General features: G+C 66.8%; 1 protein-coding gene. It reads right to left on the bottom strand.

Annotated elements, in window-relative coordinates; all coding sequences use genetic code 11:
* Positions 1-61: 61 nt before the first annotated feature.
* Positions 62-20,707, bottom strand: a complete 20,646-nt coding sequence (locus ACFWUP_RS03420; protein WP_379230291.1) for a non-ribosomal peptide synthase/polyketide synthase — start codon at positions 20,705-20,707, stop codon at positions 62-64.
* Between the last annotated feature and the right edge of the window lies 1 nt (position 20,708).

Genomic DNA, 20,708 nt, shown 5'->3' on the forward strand with positions numbered 1-20,708 from the left:
GTGATCCGAAATCACTGTGCTGGGCCGGGTTCCACCGAATTGCGGAACCTGGCCCAGCACTTCACAGGAAGCGACTGAGGATCCGGCCGACCGCGCCCATGTTCTCCGGGCGGTCGAAGTCGCCGTGGGCGCAGTCCACGTCGAAGATCGCCATCGGTCCACGGATGTAGGGCTGCCAGGCTTGCTCGAGGTCAGTCTTGGCATTGTCGGGTCGGTTGCCTTCCACGTCGACCGTCGCCGCGAATATGGTTGCGCCGCCGTCGAATACGGGGGTGGTGAAGTCGGCGAGGAGGGTGCTGTTGTTGATGAGGACCTTTGTTGCTCTCTCTGCCAGGCCTTGGATGGCCGGGGACTCGAGTTGGTCGCCGAATCTGTCGACCACCCACTCCGTAATACCGGCCATGGCGTCGTCTTCGGAGACGTCGGGTTGGGGGTCGGTGGTGATCGGGGGCTTGCTGTCCATGATGCCGAGCAGGCCGATCGACTTGCCTCGCCGGGCCAGTTCGCTCGCCAGTGCGTGGGCGACGATGCCGCCGTAGGACCAGCCGAGCAGGTAGTACGGTCCGTCGGGTTGGTGTTCGATGATCCGGTCGGTGTAGTCGTGGATCATTTCGGCGAAGGAACCGGCCAATGGTCCGCCGTCGAGGCCGCGCGATTGCATGGCGTAGATCGGCCGGTCGGGGAGGTCGCGGCCGAGCTGCTGGTAGAACCAGCCGAGGCCGCCGCCGGGGTGCAGGCACCACAGTGGCTGCTGCGAGCCGGAGCTCTTCAGGACCAGCACCTGGTCGAAATCGCTGCCTGCGGTGCCATCGTCGAGTCGGTCGGCCAGTTCGGCGACGGTGGGGGCATCGAAGATCACCCGAACGGGGACTTCCACGCCAAGGGTCGCGAGGATTCGGCTAGTGAGGCGGGTGGCCAGCAGGGAATGGCCGCCCAAGGCGAAGAAGTCGTCGTCGATACCGACCCTGCCTACGCCCAATATCTCGGCGAACAATGCGGCCAGGGTCCGTTCTCGTTCGGTGCGCGGGGCTCGATATTCCTTTGCCGACAACAACTCCGGGTCGGGTAGTGCCGCGCGATCGAGTTTGCCGCTGGCGGTCAACGGCACCGATTCCAGCACCATCACCGTCGCGGGCACCATGAATTCCGGCAGGCGCTCGGCCGCCCAGCGACGCACGTCGGCCGCCAGCAGACCGGCCTGCGGATTGTTCGCATATCCCTCGAGAACAACCCGTGGGAGATAGACATCCGTCAGTGGGCGGTCCAGTGCCGCATCCTGTTCGACGAATACCGCGTCCATGCGTCCCGGCTCGGCGGACCAGGTCACCGCTGTCGCGTAGCCGAGCCGCTGCCCCAGCACATACAGGTCCTCGGGCAGTAGGCCCTCCTCAGCCATGTCCGTGAGGATTCCCTCGAATCCAGCTGTGAGCGGGCCGGTTCGACCACCATCCACCGGTTCACCTGCTCGGATGCGTTGTGCGGCGTCGGTCTCGCCGACCAGCCCAACATGCGGAATTCCCGTGATGCGAATGCCTTCGGGGTGCGGGCCACGCAGGATTTCCGGCAGGGAGTCGACCGCACCGAAATCGACTTTCGGCACATCGGCGACAGAAAAGGAGGTGAGCGGATCCTTGTGCAGGACAACGTCATACCGGTATCGCGTCAACTCGTTAACCGAATACCCCCGCTTGAGCCGAATATCGACGGCACCGAACCCGACGCCGTCACCGCACAACCCCGAGAAGAACTCGGGCGCCAGCAACAACTCCTGCTCAGCGGCGATATCCCGACGGACTCGATCCCGCACCACGGCCGGATCTTCACCACCACCACGACTCACCTGCACCGCCGTCGCGAATTCTTCCAACAGCGCGAAGCTGCGCACATCGCCGACGAATACCGCACCACCGGGAGCCAACAACTCCGACACCCGCTCCAAAACCGTACGGAGATAACCGTGACTCGGAAAATACTGCACAACCGAGTTCACGATCACCGTGTCGAAATGGCCGACCGGCAACCCGTCGATATCGTCGGCCGCCTGAGCTCGCAGCACGACCCGACCGACCCACGACTCCCCCAGCTCGGCCAACTGCTCACCCAGCGAAGAAATCGTCGCCCCCGATAGGTCCGTCCCCCAATACTCCCCGGACTCCGGCGCCACCTGCGACAACACCAACCCCGAGCCCACACCGATTTCGAGCACTCGCCCCAAATTCAACCCGAGAATTCGATCGACGGTCGTCGACCGCCACTCCCGCATCTGTTCCAACGGAATGGGAGCACCGGTGTAGCTGCTGTTCCAGCCACCGAAATCGGAACCGAACTCGACTGTTTCGGGTTCGGTCTCCGCGTGGGACACACCCGAATAGAGATCGTCGTATACCCGCTGCCACTGCCCCACCAGTTCGTCTTCACCAGCGACCGGCCCCGACCGATCCGCCACCACATAGCCGACCAGTTGCTTGCCGCCGGTGTCGATCTCCCGCGCGACCACAACGGCCTGTGACACCGAGGGATGTTGCGCCAGTACGGTTTCGACCTCGCCGGGCTCGACCCGGAACCCACGGATCTTGACCTGATCATCGCTGCGCCCGGCGAACTCCAACTGCCCGTCGACATTCCAGCGCACCACGTCTCCGGTCCGGTACAGCCGCCCGCCACCGGTCGGATCGAACGGATCGGCGATGAACCGGGCCGCGGTCAACCCGGACTTACCGTGATACCCGCGCGCCAACTGCGCACCGGCGACATAGAGCTCACCAGCGACGCCGACGGAGACCGGCGCCAACCACGAATCCAGCACGTACACACGCATATTCGCGACCGGAGCACCGATGGGCACCACCGCACCACACTGATCGTCGGGCACCCGGAACGCGGTCACATCGACTGTCGCCTCGGTCGGGCCGTACAGGTTGTCGAGACGAATATCCCCGAACTGCCCCCGGACCGCGTCGACCAGCCCGGACGTGAGCGTGTCGGCACCCGTATTCACCTGCCGCACACTGCGCAACGGGCTACCCGGCACCGATGCGACGTGGTCGACCAGTGCCGACAACAACGGCGGTGTGGCGAACATCTTGGTCACCGACCGGGTGTCGACCAGCCGGGTGATCTCCGCCGGATCCGAACGCTGCTCCCCGGCGAGCACCAACGTGGCACCCCCGCACAGCGCAGGCCAGATTTCATAGGTGGAGGCATCGAAGGCGATCGACGAATGCACAAGCACCCGGTCGTCGTGATCGACCGACCATGCTTGAGCGACCAGGTTCACCACGTTCCGATGAGTGATCCCCACGCCTTTCGGCACCCCGGTGGAACCCGACGTGTAGATCACGTACGCCAGGTTCTGCGCCCGCGACCGAACACCGCCGATGCCCGTGCCCTGCGGCTCCACGGCATCGAGGAAGAGCCGTGGTGCTGCCGCGTCGTCGGGCAGGACCTGCGCGGTCACCGAGTCGGTCACGATGACGAGCGGCGAGGCGTCGGCGAGAACGAAGGCCAGCCGATCCGAGGGGTAACCCGGATCGATCGGCAGGTACGCACCGCCCGCCTTCACCACACCGAGCAAGGCCACGATCAGGTCCGCTGATCTGGGCAAGGCCACCGCGACGATACGATCGGGACCAACACCGTACGACAGCAGACTCGCGGCCAATTGCTCAGCGCGACAGTCGAGTTCCCGATACGAGATCTCGACATCTCCGCACATCACAGCAACCGCGTCCGGGGCCGCCGCCACCTGCGCCTCGAACAGCGAGACCAAGGTCAGGTTCGAATCGAGCGAGACAGCGGTCTTGTTCCACCGGTGCAGGACCAGTTCTTGTTCGCCGCTGTCGAGGACATCGATCGACCCCACCGGCGCGCTCGGGTCCGACACCACCCGCCGCAAGATCCGCACCAACCGTGCCGCGATCGACTCGACCGTCGACCGATCGAACAGGTCGGTCGCGTATTCGACGAACGCACCCCAGGGTTGCCCGACCGGGGCATCAGCGATATTGAAGAACAGATCGAATCGCGCGGCGGCGACCGACGCGTTGTACGGCTCGAATTCGACGCCCGCGAAGTCCAGGGTGGGCAGGGCATTGTTCTGGAATGCGAGCGACACCTGGAACAGCGGGTGGTGGGCCGCCGACCGAACCGGGTTGAGCATTTCCACCAGCAGTTCGAACGGTGCGTCCTGGTTCTCGTAGGCTGCCAAGGATTTCGCGCGAATCTGGGCGAGGATCTCGCCGAATGTCGCGGCCGGGGCGACCGCCGTGCGCAGCACCCAGGTGTTGACGAAGAAGCCGACCAAGTCGGTGAGTGCGTCGTCGGTGCGGCCGGCAATCGGGGCGCCGATCGGAATATCTTCACCCGCACCGAGTTTGAACAACAGCACCGCCAGCGCCGACTGCAGCACCATCGACACCGTGGCGCCCGCGTCGGCGGCCATCCGTTCCAACCCGGCCCTGGTCTGGGCATCGATGGCGAACATCACCAGGTCGCCGCGGTAACTCGACACCCGGGGACGCGGGCGGTCGACGGGCAGCCGCAACTGCTCGGGCAAACCGTCGAGTTCGTCGCGCCAATAGTCGAACTGTCGCGCGAGCACGCTGTGGGGTTCGTCGGGCGAACCGAGCAATTCCTGTTGCCACAGTGTGTAATCCACGTACTGCACCGGCAACGGCTGCCAGCCCGGTGCCCGCTGTGCCAGGCGCGCCGAATACGCCGTCGCGAGGTCTTGCAGGAGTGGGGCCATCGACCAGCCGTCACCGGCGATGTGGTGGATCAGCAGCACCAGCACGCACTCATCGTCGCCGGTGCGGATCACGGTGACCCGGATCGGGATCTGCGTCGACAGATCGAGTCCGAACCGCACCGCCGCGTTCACCGCGGTCGCCACCTCGGCCGGGTCCGCCTCGGTTACGGCGAACGGGACCTCGACGTTGTCGAGTACCCGCTGCGACGGCACGCCGTCGACTTCCACGAAGGCCGTCCGCAAGGTCTCGTGCCTGGCCACCACGTCGTCGATGGCGACCCGCAGGACCGACACATCCGCCCCGCGCAGCCGCACCGTCAGCGGAATGTTGTAGGTGGCGGAGGGGCCTTCCAGGCGGTGGATGAACCACAACCGCCGCTGCGCGAACGACAGCGGAACGGTATCCGGGCGCGGTCTGGGCGCCAGCATGGCCCGCACCGCTCCCCCGGGATCGAGCCTGCGAGCCAGTTGTGCAGCTGTCGGCGCGTCGAAGACAGTTCGGATGGGCACCTCGATCCCCAACACCACGCGAATTCGGCTGACGAGGCGGGTGGCCAGCAGCGAGTGACCGCCCAGTTCGAAGAAGCTGTCGTCCACCCCCACCCGTCCCACGCCCAGGATCTCGCCGAACAGCTCGGTCAATGCCCTTTCCCTGGCCGTGCTCGGCGCCCGATAGCTGACCGAAGACACCAGTTCCGGCTCCGGCAGCGCCGCGCGATCCAATTTCCCGTTGGTGGTCAACGGCATCGACTCGATCACCATCACCGCCGCGGGCACCATGAACTCAGGAAGTCGGTCCGCGGCGAACAGTCGCACCGCTCGGCCGTCGAGGTCGTCGCCACGCTCACCGACCACGTAGCCGATCAGCTGCTTGCCGCCGGTGTCGGTGTCACGCGCAACCACGACAGCCTGGGATACCGAGGGGTGTTTCGCCAGGGCGTCGGCGACTTCGCCGGGCTCCACCCGGAACCCGCGGATCTTGACCTGGTCATCGAGTCGGCCGAGGAATTCCACCTGGCCGCCATCGGTCCAGCGCACCAGATCTCCGGTCCGGTACAGGCGACCACCAGCGGGGTCGAACGGGTCGGCGACGAATCGGCTTGCGGTGAAAGCACTTCGACCGTGATAGCCGCGCGCCACCTGGGCGCCTGCCACATACAACTCACCGGCCACACCCACCGGAACCGGCATCAACGACGTGTCGAGCACGTACACCCGCACATTGACCAGCGGCGAACCGATCGGCACCGCGGTCTCGCTGTCCGCCTCGGCATCGAAGACCGTGGCGAATACCGTGGTCTCCGTCGGACCGTAGCCATTGGTCACCGTCACACCGTCGATGCGGTGCCGCAGTCTGTCCACCAGTTCCGCGCCGAGTTCGGCGCCGCCCGCGATCACCTGCTTCACAGTCTGGAATGTGTTGGTGGGCAGGGTATTCGCGTGGTCGAGCAACGCCCACAGCAAGCCGGGTGTGCCGAACATCTTCGTCACCGACAGGTCCGCGATCAGCTCGGCGATCTCGGCCGGGTCCGAGCGCTGCGCACCGGCGAGCACCACGGCACCGCCACTGATCAACGCGGGCCAGATCTCGTAGGTCGACACATCGAACGCGACCGAGGAATGCACGAGTACCCGCTCCCCTGGTCCGGTCGACCACGGCTGGGAGGCGAGGTTGAGGACGTTACGGTGGCTCACCACAACGCCTTTGGGGACACCGGTCGAACCGGAGGTGTAGATCAGGTACGCCGCGTTGTCCGGCGCCGCCGTGCAGCGAACGAGCTCGGGCACCGCGTGGGCGGCGCGGTCGAGAGTGTCGAGAAAGAGACGAGGTATCGCGGTGTCGGGAAGTGTTGCGGCGGTGGCATTCTCGGTCATGATGATGACCGGGTCGGCGTCGGTGAGAATGAAGGTGAGTCGATCCGAGGGGTAGGCCGGGTCGATAGGCAGGTATCCGCCGCCCGCTTTCAACACCGCGAGCAACGCCACGATCAGGTCCGCCGATTTGGGCAGTGCGACCGCCACGATCGTGTCGGGGCCGACTCCCTTCGACTGGAGCACGCGGGCCAGGTCTTCGGCTCTCGTGTCGAGTTCCCGGTAGGTGAGCTCGGTGGAGGCGCAGAAGACGGCTATCGCCTCCGGTGTCGCGGCGACCTGTGTTGCGAACAGTTCGACGACGGTGGCGTCGGGGACCCGGGCTGCAGTGTCATTCCACTTGTGCAGCAAGAGGTTTCGCTCATCGCTGCCGAGAACGTCGATCTCTCGCACCGGCACGGCGGGGTCTGCGGCAACCTGCTCGAGTATCCGCGCCAGGCGTGCCGCAGTCGCCTCGACCTCGGCCCTGTCGAACACATCGGTGCGGTATTCCAGATGCAGTGTCAGCGTGGGGGTGGCATTGGCGATGACGGTCAGCGGGTAGTGGGAGGGCGTGTTGGGGCGGGGATCGGTGATGGCGATGCCGCTGGTGGTGACTGCCTGCCCGATTCCGGCGTGGTCGACGGGGTAGGACTCGAACGCGATCAGGGTGTCGAACAATATGTTCAGCCCGACCGCCTGGTGAATATCGCTCAAGCCGACATGGTGGTGATCCAGCAGGGCGACCTGGCGGTCTTGCAGGGCGATCAGCATGTCGGCCAGGGTGTCTCGGGGATCGATGACCACCCGCACCGGCACCGTGTTGATGAACAACCCGACCATCGCGTCGACCCCGGCGATCGAAGGCGGTCTGCCCGAGACGGTGGCACCGGCGATCACCTCGCGGCGACCGGTCGCGACGGCCAGCGCTATCCCCCATGCGCCCTGCACGACGGTGTTCACGGTGACCCCGAGTGCCGCGGCCTGCCTGCTCACTGCCATCGCTGTCGTCGCGGGCAGTGGAACTTGGACCCGCTCGACGCCGACTTCCGGCGAAGCAGTGCCGTCTGTGCCACCGGCCAGCAGTGTGGGTTCTTGGACGCCTCGCAGCTCCTGAGTCCAAGCCTGTAGGCCGGCCTGGGGGTCCTGGCGGTTCAGCCATTTCAGGAAGTCCGTGTAGTCCGGCGCGGGCGGCATGGTCGCGCTGTCACCGGCGGAAGTGTAGAGGCGCAACAGATCTTGGACGAGCAGTGGCAGCGACCAGCCGTCGAGTAGCACGTGGTGGGCGGTGACGATCAGTTCCGAACGGTGCTCGGTCATCGGTACGAGCGTCAACCGCAGCAGAGGCGGGACCGCGGTGTCGAAGTGCTCGTTCCGGTCTTCGATCAGGACCCGCTCCAACGCTGTCGCCTGGGCGTCGTGATCGCGCAGATCGACTATTCGCCACGGCAATTCGACACCGTCGACGACTACCTGGATCGTGTTTCCGTTTCGATCGGCGGCGAAGGCCACCCGCAGGTTCGGGTAGCGGTCGAGCAGTGCCTGTCCAGCTGCCCGCAGCCGGGCCGCGTCCACCCCGCCGGTCAGGCCGAAGACGACCTGCATGTGATAGGCATCGAAGCCCGAACCCGCCATGACCTGGTGGAACAGCAACCCCGACTGCATCGGTGTCAACGGCCACACATCCACCAGATCGGGATACTGCCGCTCGACCGCCTCGATCTCGCTTTGATCCAGATCGACCAACGACAGGTCCGAGGGCGTCAGACCACCCACGGTCGTCGCGGCGTGCCGAGCCAGACCCAGCACCGCGCTGCGCCACAACCCCGCCAACTCCTTGACCTCGGATTCCGCCAGCACGCCTTCGGGTGCGGCGAAGACCGCTTGCATGACCGGTCCGTCTTCGGTGTCGACCACCATCGCGTTGACATCGAGTACCGACAGCGCGGGCATCGCGGAGGTCGCCGGATCCATGGGAGTGATCAGTTGTCCGGCATCCACGGCGGGCGTCCACCCGGCTGCGCGCAGTCGCTGCGGCAGCAGGTCTGTGGAGGTGAACCGACCCAGGTAGTTGAATCCGATTTGACCGGCCGAGAACTGTTGCAGCTCAGCGGAAGTGTCCGGATTCAGGTACCGCAGCATCCCGAAGCCGATGCCCTTGTCCGGCACTGCCCGCAACTGCTCTTTCACCGACTTGAACAGGGTGCCGACCGCGGGACCACCGGCGCAGAGTTGGTCCCAGTCCGTTGCCTGCGCATTCAACCGCACCTGGAACATGCTGGTGAACCAGCCCACCGTGCTCGACAGATCAGCACCGGGGACGGCCCCCTCTTCGCGCCCGTGGCCTTCCAACCGGACCAGCACCGACTGCTCTTCCACGCCCCTGCGGTGACGCCAGTGGGTGATCGCCGCGGTCAGTGCCGCGAGCAAGCCGTCGTCGACGCCGCCGTGGAACAGCGCGGGCAGCGTGGTCAACAAGGTTTCGGTGTCCGCCGCCGGAATCCGGACCGCGACATTGCGTGCGGTGGCCATAACGTCGACGGTGGGGTCGAGCGGCCTGTCGCCCAGCATCGGATCGGGGCCGTCCAAAGTCGATCGCCACCAGGACATTTCCGCCAGCCGCTCCGGTCGGCTCGCCTGTTCGACCAGCCCGTGCGCCCACCGCCGCAACGATGTTCCCGTGCCCGCCAACTTCGGCGGCGATCCCGCCGCTGCCGACTGCCAGGCCATCGCCAAGTCCGGCAACAGGATTCGCCACGACACCCCGTCGATCGCCAGGTGATGCGCCACGATCGACAACCGGCCCGGCTCGGTGGGTCCGGCGTCGAACCACACGAACTGCACCATCACCCCCGCCGAGGGCGCCAGCCTGCCTGCAGCCGCCGCCAGCTCGGCGACGATTACCGACTCGGCAACGCTCTGAGTCGGTTCGACACGATGCAGCAGCAGGTCGACGTCCACCGAGCCGACGGGCGCCACTTCGAGTCCCGCACCACGGTCGTCGTCGACCAGCCGCGACCGCAGCGCGTCGTGACGATCGAGCACCGCTGTCAGGGTCGTCACCAACCCGGCCCGGTCTATCCCGGCAGGTAGGTCGAGCAGCAGCGATTGGCTGAAGCCGTCGAATCCCGCCCCGCCCCTGTCCCGCACGAACCGGGCCACCGGCAGCAACGGCATCCATCCGATCCCACCACCTGGCAGTTCCGTCAAGACCGGTCCCGCATCGCCGCGACCGATCGACAGCGCGGCCAACGCAGCGGCCGTCCGGTGCTCGAACACCTCCCGCGGACTGATCTCCACTCCCAATTCGCGTGCCCGCGAGACCACCTGGATCGAGCGGATGCTGTCCCCACCCAATTCGAAGAAGCTGTCGTCGACGCCGACGCGTTCCAGGCCGAGCACTTCGGCGAACACGCCCGCCAGGACCTGTTCGTGATCGGTCCCTGGCGCGCGATAGTCCGCCGACGAGGTCAGTTCCGGTTCCGGCAAGGCGGCGCGGTCGAGCTTTCCGCTCGGCAACAACGGCACCGACTCGATCACGGTCACCGCCGCGGGCACCATGAAGTCCGGCAGCCGCTCGGCGACGAAGTCGCGCACCTGTTTCCCGTCGAGCCCGTCCGCACCGACCACGTAGCCCAGCAGTTGTTTGCCAACGCCGATGTCACGGGTGATCACTACCGCACGGGACACTGAAGGATGTTGTGCCAGTGCGGTTTCGACCTCGCCCGGCTCGACCCGGAACCCACGGACCTTCACCTGATCATCGGCTCGGCCCGCGAACTCCAGCTGCCCGTCGGCATTCCAGCGCACCACGTCACCGGTGCGATACAAGCGGCCTCCGGCGGCGTCGAAGGGATCGGCGAGGAACCTGGCCGCGGTCGGGCCGGGCTTGCCGTGATATCCGCGCGCCAACTGCGCACCGGCGACATACAGCTCCCCCGCCACGCCGACAGGCACCGGCGCCAGCCACGAATCCAGGACATAGACCCGCGTATTGGCCACGGGCGCACCGATCGGCACCACGGTCTCGATGTCGGCGGGCACCTCGAGGGCTGTCACGTCGACTGTCGCCTCGGTGGGGCCGTACAGGTTGTCGATCCGGACGTTGTCGCACTTGGCGCGCAGTGCCGCAACCAATCCGCGGGTCAGTGTGTCGGCGCCGGTGTTCACCTGCCGCAGACTGCGCAGCGGCTCGCCCGCGACTGTGTCGAGGTGTTCGACCAAGGCGGCCAGCAGTGGCGGGGTGGCGAACATCTTCGTCACCGAATGGGTTTCGATCAATCGGGTGATTTCCGCCGGGTCCGATCGTTGTTCGGCCGCGATCACCAGTGTCGCGCCACCGCACAGTGCGGGCCAGATTTCATAGGTGGACGCGTCGAACGCGACCGACGAGTGCATCAGCACTCGATCCCCGGTGCCCGCCGTCCAGGCCTGGGCGATCAGGTTCGCCACGTTGCGGTGCGTGATACCAACGCCTTTCGGCACACCGGTCGATCCGGAGGTGTAGATCACGTACGCCAGATTCTGCGGTGTGGACACCGCGCCCGACGTCGTTCCCCCCGGTGCCTCGAGGGTGTCGAGGAACAGGCGAGGCGCGGTGTCAGGCAGCAGCGGTGCGGTAGCAGTGTCGGTCACCACGACCACCGGTGCGGCGTCGGTGAGGATGAACGCCAGTCGCTCGGAGGGGTAAGCGGGATCGATCGGCAGATACGCGCCACCCGCTTTGAGCACAGCCGACATCGCGACGATCAGGTCCGCGGACCTGGGCAGGGCGACCGCGACAACGGTGTCGGGACCGACGCCTTGCGATCTCAGCATATGGGCGAGTTCCGTTGCCCGCGTATCGAGTTCGCGGTAGGTGAGTTCGACGTCCGCACAACGGACCGCGACGGCGTCAGGGGTCAGGGCGACCTGTGCTTCGAGCAGTCCGTCGAGCGTACGGTCCTCGACGTCGAGGGCGGTGTCGTTCCAGCGGTGCAGGACCGCTTCACGTTCCTCGGCACCGAGCAGGTCGATCGACCGCACCGGAAGGTCCGGGTCGGTCACGATCTGTCGCAGTATCCGCGCCAACCGGGCCGCGATCGCCTCGGCGGCGGGTGCGTCGAAGGCGTCGGTGCGGTACTCGAGTCGCAGTTGCAGGGTGGGGTTCGCGGCGGCGAAAACGGTCAGCGGGTAGTGGGTGGGGGCGTCGGAGTGCAGGTCGGCGATGGCGATGCCGCTGGTGGTGGCCGCCGCACCGATTCCGGCCTGGTCGACGGGATAGGACTCGAACCCGATCAGGGTGTCGAACAGGACGTGCAGGCCCGTCGCCTGGTGAATGTCGCTCAAACCGACGTGGTGGTGGTCGAGCAGCGCGGCTTGGCGCGCTTGCAAGCCGACCAGCACGTCCGCGAGGGTGTCGCGGGGGCCGACGCGGACCCGCACCGGCACGGTGTTGATGAACAATCCGACCATCGAGTCGACGCTCTCGATCGACGGTGGGCGTCCGGAGACCGTGGCCCCGGCCACCACATCGTGTCGGCCGGTCAACGCGCAGAGCAGAATTCCCCATGCCGCCTGCACGACGGTGTTCGCCGTGACGCCGAACTCCCCGGCCCGCTTGCTCACTCGCGCCGCGGTTTCCGCGGTCAGCGGCACCTCGAGCTGTTCGACGCCCGCACTCCCGGCGCCACCTGTGTCGACTGCCAGCAGCGTGGGTTCGTCGACACCGTCGAGCTCTTCGAGCCAGGCCGCCATCCCGGCGTCGGGGTTCTGCTCGCCCAGCCATTGCAGGAATTCCCGGTAGTCGGGCGCTTGCGGCAAGGTGGTCGCGTCGCCGTCCGAAGCGTAGAGGCGCAACAGGTCCCGAAGGAGCAGCGGCAGCGACCATCCGTCCATCAACGCGTGGTGAGAGGTCAGCACGAGTTCTGAACGGTCTTCGGACATCAGGACCAGCGTCAGTCGCAGCAAGGGCGGCGTCGCCATCTCGAACTGTGCGTCGCGGTCCTCGGCCAGCATGTGCCGCAACGCCGAGGCGCGATCGGCGTCGGCCAGCGCGCGGAGATCCAGGACACGCCAGGGCAATTCGACGTTGTCGACGATGACTTGCACGAGCTTTCCTCGGGTACCCGCAACGAATCCCACGCGCAGATTCGGGTACCGGTCCAGCAGTGCTTGCCCGGCCGAGCGCATCCGGTCGGCATCCATGTTTCCGGTCAGGCCGAAGACGACCTGCATGTGATAAGCGTCGGAGCCCGAGCTCGCCATGGCTTGATGGAACAGCAGACCCGACTGCATCGCAGTCAACGGCCACACATCCACCAACCCCGGATACCGCTGCTCCAACCCCTCGATCTCGGCTTGACCGAGTTCGACCAACGACACGTCGGACGGAGTCAGTCCGCCCGCCGACGAAGTGGCGTACCCGGCCAGGCCCACCACCGCGCTACGCCACAACTCGGCGAGGTGCGCCGTTTCGGCGCGATCCAGCACACCGTCCGGCGCCGAGAACACCACTTGCAGCACCGGACCATCACCGGTGTCGACGACGATCGCGGTCACGTCGACCACCGACATCACCGGCATCGCCGGATCCGGTGCCGCGTTGGCGCCCGCCCCGGCCGGGGCCCACCCTGCTCCCCGCAGACGTTGCGGCAACAGGTCCGTGGCGGTGAACCGACCGAGGTAGTTGAACCCGAACTGGCCGGTCGAAAGGTGCTGCAGCTCAGGCGCGGCAGCGGGATTCGCATACCGCAACAGCCCGAAGCCGATGCCCTTGTCCGGCACAGCACGCAACTGCTCTTTCACCGACTTGAACAAGGTTCCCGCGGCAGCGGCGCCAGCGCAGACCTGGTTCCATTCGGGGGTGGTCGCCGTCAATCGCACCGGGTACACGCTGGTGAACCAGCCGACCGTGCTCGACAGATCGGCACCGGCAACGGCATCTTCTTCCCGTCCGTGCCCCTCCAGCCGGATCAGCACCGAGTCCTCGTGCACGCCCTGGTCGTGGCGCCAGCGACTGACCGCTGCTGTCAAGGCCGCCAGCAACCCGTCCTCTACTCCACCGTGGAACAGCGCGGGCAAGGTGGTCAACAACGCCTCGGTCTGTGCCGTCGGTATCTCGACAGCGACGCGATGCACAGTCCCCATGACATCGATGGCCGGATTCAGCGGGCGGACGCCCACCATCGGATCCGGTCCGTCGAGAACCGCACGCCACCAAGGCAATTGCTCCACCACCGAGGGTGCTGCCGCCATCTCGACCAGCCCGTGCGCCCATCGCCGCATCGATGTTCCCGCGGCAGGCAACACCGGCACCGATCCCGCGACAACGATCTGCCACGCCATGGCCAAGTCCGGCAACAGGATTCGCCACGACACCCCATCGATGACCAGGTGATGCGCCACGATCGACAACCGGCCCGCGCGAGTGGGTCCAGCGTCGAACCACACGAACTGCACCATCACCCCCGCCGACGGCGCCAACCGGCCCGTGGCCGCAGCCACCTGTGCCGCGATGAGCTCGGCTTGATCGTCGAACGGGTCGCTGGAATCCGTTGTGATCGAGGGGATCTCGACGTGACACACGAATGGGTCGACGTCGATCGCGCCGACCGGCGCCACCTCGAGCCCTGCGCCCCGGCCGTCATCGACCAACTGGGACCGCAGCACATCGTGGCGATCGAGCACCGCCGTCAATGTCGCCACCAGCCCCGCCCGGTCGATACCCACCGGCAGTTCCACCGTCAACGACTGCGTGAATCGATCGAATCCCGCCCCCAGCTCGCGCACGAATCGAGCCGCGGGCAGCAACGGCAGCCAGCCCACCGCTCCTCCGTCGAGCTCCGCCAATTGCGAGTTCGCGGCGCCGAGGCCGCGAGCGACGGCCGCCAACCCGGCTGCTGTTCGATACTCGAAGACCTCGCGCGGGCTGATCTCCAGGCCCGCTTCCCGCGCCCGCGACACCAGCTGAATCGAGCGGATGCTGTCGCCGCCCAGTTCGAAGAAGCTGTCGTCGACGCCGACGCGTTCCAGCCCCAACACCTCGGCGAACGCGGCGGCCAGGATCTGTTCCTGGTCGGTTCGGGGTGCGCGATAGCGCGCGGATGCGGCGAACTGCGGGTCCGGCAGTGCGGCGCGGTCGAGTTTGCCGTTCGCGGTCAGCGGGACCGCGTCGATCACCATCACCGTCGCGGGCACCATGAACTCCGGCAACCGCTCGGCGGCGAACCCGCGGACTTGGCCTGCATCGAGTTCATCGGACGTAGACGCCTCGGCCACCACGTAGCCGATCAGTTGATCACCGTGTGCGACAACCACCGCCTGGGAGACCGAAGGGTGTTGCGCCAGTGCGGTTTCGACCTCACCCGGTTCCACCCGGTACCCGCGGATCTTCACCTGGTCGTCGACGCGTCCCCCGAATTCCAGCCGTCCGCAGGTCGTCCAGCGCACGATGTCACCGGTGCGGTACAGCCGACCACCGCCGACTGGGTCGAACGGGTCGGCGACGTACCGGGCCGCGGTCAGATCCGCCCGCCCCTGATAGCCGCGGGTCACTTGCGCGCCGCCGACATACAGTTCGCCGGGCACACCGGCGGGCACAGGCGCCAGCCACGCGTCCAGCACGAACACCCTGACATTCCCCAGCGGCCGCCCGATCGGCACCGCTCCGTCGAGGCCGAGCTCTGCCACGTGGTCGGTGACGCACGCTGTCGTTTCGGTGGGGCCGTAACCGTTCACTACCTCGAGGTCGGGGTACTGCGCGTGCACCCGATGCACGATGGCCGCTGTCAGCTCGGCACCGCCTGCCACCACCCGCCGCAGACTCCGCAACGGACGGCCCGGCACGGTTTCGACGTGTTCGAGCAGCGCCGACAGCAGCGGCGGGGTGGCGAACATCAGGGTGGCCGAACGGGATTCGACCAGGTGGGCGATCTCGTCCAGATCCGAGCGCCGCTCACCGGCGGTGACCAGCGTCGCGCCACCACACAGTGCGGGCCAGATCTCGTAACCCGACGCGTCGAAGGCGATCGAGGAGTGCACCAGCACCCGGTCCCCCGGCTCCGTCCGCCATGCCTGGGCAACCAGATTGGCCAGGTTCCGGTGCGTGACTCCCACGCCTTTCGGCACACCAGTGGACCCGGACGTGTAGATCACCTGCGCCAGATTCTGCGGGTTCACCACAGCGCGATGCGGGACAGACGTGTCCCCTGAAGCGATGCCAGGCGCGTCGAGGCAGACCTGTGGCACGGTCGTGTGCGGCAGCAGTGGGGCGGTCGGGGCATCGGTCAGCACAACGACCGGTGCGGCGTCGGTGAGGATGAACGTCAAGCGATCCGCGGGGTAGCCAGCATCGATCGGCAGGTACGCACCGCCCGCCTTCCAGACCGCCAGCATGGCCACGATCAACTCCGCGGACCGCGGCAATGCCACTGCGACAACACGATCCGCGCCGACCCCGCGAGCGACCAGTACCCGTGAGAGCCGTTCCGCACGGAGGTCGAGGTCTCGATAGGTCAGCTCGGTGTCGCCGTGGAGGACGGCAACCAGATCGGGGGTCCGCGACACTCGCGACCGGAACAGCTCGATCATGGTGGTGTCGACGGCGTCTCCGGCGGTCTCGTTCCAGCGGCGCAGCACCGCGTCACGTTCGTCGACGTCGAGAACGTCGAGCGATCCCACCGCCACATCGGGTGCCGACACGACCAGACCCAGCAGTCGCACCAACCGGGCGACCATCGATTCGACCGTGGACCGATCGAACAGCTCGGTCGCGTACTCGACAAGTCCGCTCCACCGGTCTCCGGCGGCGCCGTCGGCGATATTGAAGAACAGGTCGAACCGGGAGCTCGCCACGGAGGCTCCGTAGGGTTCGAATCCCGCGCCCGGCAGCTCCAGGGCGGGCAACGCGTTGTTCTGGAACGCGAGGGACACCTGGAACAACGGGTGGTGCGCCGCCGATCGGGGCGGGTTGAGCAGTTCGACGAGCAATTCGAACGGAATGTCCTGGTTCTCGTAGGCCGACAGGGCTTTCGCCCTGACCTGACCGACGACCTCGACGAACGACATCGATGCCGACACCTTCGCGCGGAGCACCCAGGTGTTGACGAAGAACCCGACCAGGTCGGTGAGGTTCTCGTCGGTCCGGCCCGCGATCGGCGAGCCGATCGGAATATCCTCCCCCGCACCGAGTTTGAGCAACAACACGACGAGGGCCGATTGCAGGACCATCGACACCGTCGCGCCCTCGCGAGCCGCCAACCGCTCGACTGCGACGCGGAGCTCGGGATCGATATCGAACGACACCACGTCGCCTCGATGGCCCGCGACCCGTGGGCGCGGCCGATCCGTCGGCACACGCAATTGTTCGGGCAGTCCGGCCAGTTCGCCACGCCAATAGTCGAATTGCCGGGACAGCATGCTGTCGGGGTCGTCCGAGGAGCCCAGCATGTCCTGCTGCCACAGCGTGTAATCCACGTACTGCACCAGCAACGGTGTCCACTGCGGTTCCAGGCCTGTCAGGCGGGCCGCGTACGCCGTGGAGAGGTCTCGCAGGAGCGGGCCCATCGACCAGCCGTCGCCGGCGATGTGGTGGATGAGCAGGACGAGGATGTGCTCGTCGGTTCCGGATCGAAAGACACTGGTGCGCAAAGGGATCTGCGAAGTCAGGTCGAAGGTGTGCCGTGCTGCCTCGGTGACCGCCGCGTCCACCTCGTCGGAGTCCGGTTCGGCGACCGTGAACGGGACCTCGACACTGTCGAGGACCTGCTGTCGGGGCACCCCGCCGGTGTCGACGAAGACGGTGCGCAGGCTTTCGTGGCGGGCGACGACATCGGCGATCGCCGCACGCAAGGCCGCCACGTCGAGCCCACGCACCCGCACCGCCAGCGGGATGTTGAAGGTCGCGGAGGGGCCTTCGAGCCGGTGGATGAACCACAACCGCCGCTGCGCGAACGACAGCGGAACCTCGTCCGGTCGCGGCAGCGCCACCAGTGCCGGGCGCACCCGGATGCCCGAATCCAGCCGGGTCGCCAACTGCGCCACCGTCGGAGCGTCGAAGATCGTCCGAATCGCCACCTCGGCGCCCAGTTCCGCCCGGATCCGGCTCGCCAGCCGGGTTGCCAGCAGAGAGTGGCCGCCGAGAGCGAAGAAGCTGTCGTCGACGCCGACCCGGTCGAGCCCGAGCACACCGGCGAACAACTCCGCCACCTTGCGTTCCTCGGCGGTGTTCGGCGCGCGGTAGGGCACCGACGACCTGAGCTCCGGGATCGGCAGCGCGGAGCGATCTACTTTGCCGCCGGTGGTCAATGGCACGGCGTCGATCACCATCACCACGGTCGGCACCATAAAATCCGGCAACCGTTCGGCTGCGAAGCCGCGCACCTCGGCACCGTCGAGGACAGCATTCCGATCGGCGACCACATACCCGACCAATTGTTTGCCGCCGGTGTCGGTCTCATGGGCGACCACCACAGCCTGCGCGACCGAACTGTGCTGGGCCAGTACCGATTCGACCTCGCCGAGCTCGACCCGGAAGCCCCGGATCTTCACCTGATCATCGCTGCGCCCGGCGAACTCCAACTGGCCGTCGGCATTCCAGCGCACCACATCGCCGGTCCGATACAGCCGACCACCGGCTGGATCGAACGGGTCGGCCACGAATCGGGCAGCGGTCGATCCCGGTCGTCGCTGATAGCCGCGAGCCAGCTGTGTACCGGCTACATACAGCTCACCGGCGACCCCGACGGGCACCGGCGTGAGCCACGAATCCAGTACGTACACCCGCGTATTGGCGACCGGGGTACCGATCGGCACGACCGTGTCCACGCCACCGTCTGGCACCCGATACGACGTCACATCGACCGTTGCCTCGGTCGGACCGTACAGGTTCTCGATCCGGACATCGCCGAACTCCTGGCGCATCGCACACACCAGTCCCGGGGTGAGGGTGTCAGCGCCGGTATTCACCTGTCGCACAGTGTGAAACGGGTTGCCAGGTGTCGACTGCGCCTGCTCGACCAATACCGACAGCAAGGGCGGTGTAGCGAACAGCATTGTCACCGAGAGGGTTTCGACCAGCTGGGCGATCTCCGACGGATCCGAACGTTGTTCTGCGGCGACGACCAGGGTCGCACCGCCGCAGAGGGCGGGCCAGATCTCGTAGGTCGAGGCGTCGAACGCGATCGAGGAATGCGCCAGCACCCGATCCCCCGGCTCGGCCGACCACGCCTGCGCGACCAGGTTCACGACATTGCGGTGGGTGATCCCGACACCCTTGGGCACACCGGTGGAACCGGACGTGTAGATCACATAGGCCAGATTGTGCGCCCCCGGAACGCTCCGGGACTCAGCACTCGAATGCTCTTCCTCGCCGAGGTAGAGATTCGGAATATCGTGGTGCGGCAGGAGATTCGCCGTCGCACGGTCGGTCACGACGACAACCGGGGCGGCATCGCCCAGGACGAATGCGAGGCGGTCCGAGGGATACGCCGGGTCGATCGGCAGGTACGCGCCACCGGCCTTCACCACCGCCACCAACGCCACGATCAGGTCCGCGCTCCGCGGCAGAGCGACAGCGACGATGCTGTCGGCACCCACCCCACGCGAAACCAGCACCCGCGCGAGCAGTTCAGCCCGACTGTCGAGTTCGGCGTAGGTGAGTTCCGTGTCGCCGCAGACGAGCGCGACCGCATCCGGCGTCCGCGCGAGCTGGGCCTCGAACAGTCCGATGAGGGTGGTCTCGGTGAGCTCGACAGTGGTGTCGTTCCACCGGTGCAGCACGTCTTCGCGTTCCTCGGCGTCGAGCACATCGATCGAGCCCACCGCCCGGTGCGCGTCCACGGCGATCGAGCCGAGCAGCCGCACGAACCGCGACGCCATGGCCTCGACCGTGGACCGATCGAACAGGTCGGTCGAGTACTCGATATGCAGGCCCCACCCGGGTCCGGCACCGTTACCGGATACCTGATCGGTGATGGTGAAGGTTAGATCGAACTGCGAGGTCGTCGCGGCCATGGCATAGGGTTCGAATCCGACCCCCGCCAGTTCCAGCGTGGGTGCGGTGTTGTTCTGCATGCTCAACAGCACTTGGAAGAGCGGGTGGCGTGCCGCCGAGCGGGCGGGATTGAGCATCTCCACCAGCAGTTCGAACGGGACATCCTGATTCTCGTACGCGGCAAGCGCTTTCGCGGTGACCTGGCCGAGGATCTCGCTGAACGAGGCCCCCGGCGACACTCGAGTTCGCAGCACCCACGTGTTGATGAAGAATCCGACGAGGTCGTTCAGCGCGTCGTCGGTGCGACCCGCGATCGGCGATCCGATCGGAATATCCTCGCCTGCACCGAGTTTGAACAACAGCACAGCCAAGGCCGCCTGCAATGCCATCGACGACGTCGCGCCCGCACCCGCCGCGCAGCGTTCGACTCCGGCTCTGATCCGGCCGTCGATGCCGACCACCACCACATCGCCGGCATAGCTCGCGACTCGTGGCCGTGGCCGATCCGTCGGCAACCGCAGTTGTTCGGGCAGATCCTCCAGTTCCCTACGCCAGTAGTCGAATTGGCGCGAGAGCACACTGTTGGGATCCGTCGGCGAGCCGAGCAGTTCCTGTTGCCACAGCGTGTAGTCGACATACTGGACCGGCAGAGGCTCCCACTGCGGTTCACGGCCGTCTCGACGTGCCGCGTAGGCCTCCGACAGGTCGCGCAGCAGTGGCGTCATCGACCAGCCGTCGCCGGCGATGTGGTGGATCAGCAGGACCAGCACGCATTCCTCGGTGCCGCAGCGGAACACGTTGGTGCGGATGGGGATCTCGCTGGACAGATCGAAGGCGTAGCGGGTCGCCGCGGTGACCGCCCGGTCCAGCTCGGCGGGCGTGACGTCGGTGACGGTCACCGGCACCTCGACGCTGCCGGGATCGAGCACGCGCTGGGTCGGTACCCCGTCGGCTTCGACGAAGATCGTGCGCAGGCTTTCGTGGCGGGCGACGACGTCACCGACCGCGGCCGCGAAGGCGGATGCGTCGAAGACGCCGGCCAGCCGGACCGTCACCGGCATGTTGTAGGTGGCGGACGGCCCCTCCAGCCGATGGATGAACCACAACCGGCGCTGGGCGAACGACAATGGAATCATT

This window comes from Nocardia sp. NPDC058658 (assembly GCF_042716665.1).
GTDB lineage: Bacteria > Actinomycetota > Actinomycetes > Mycobacteriales > Mycobacteriaceae > Nocardia.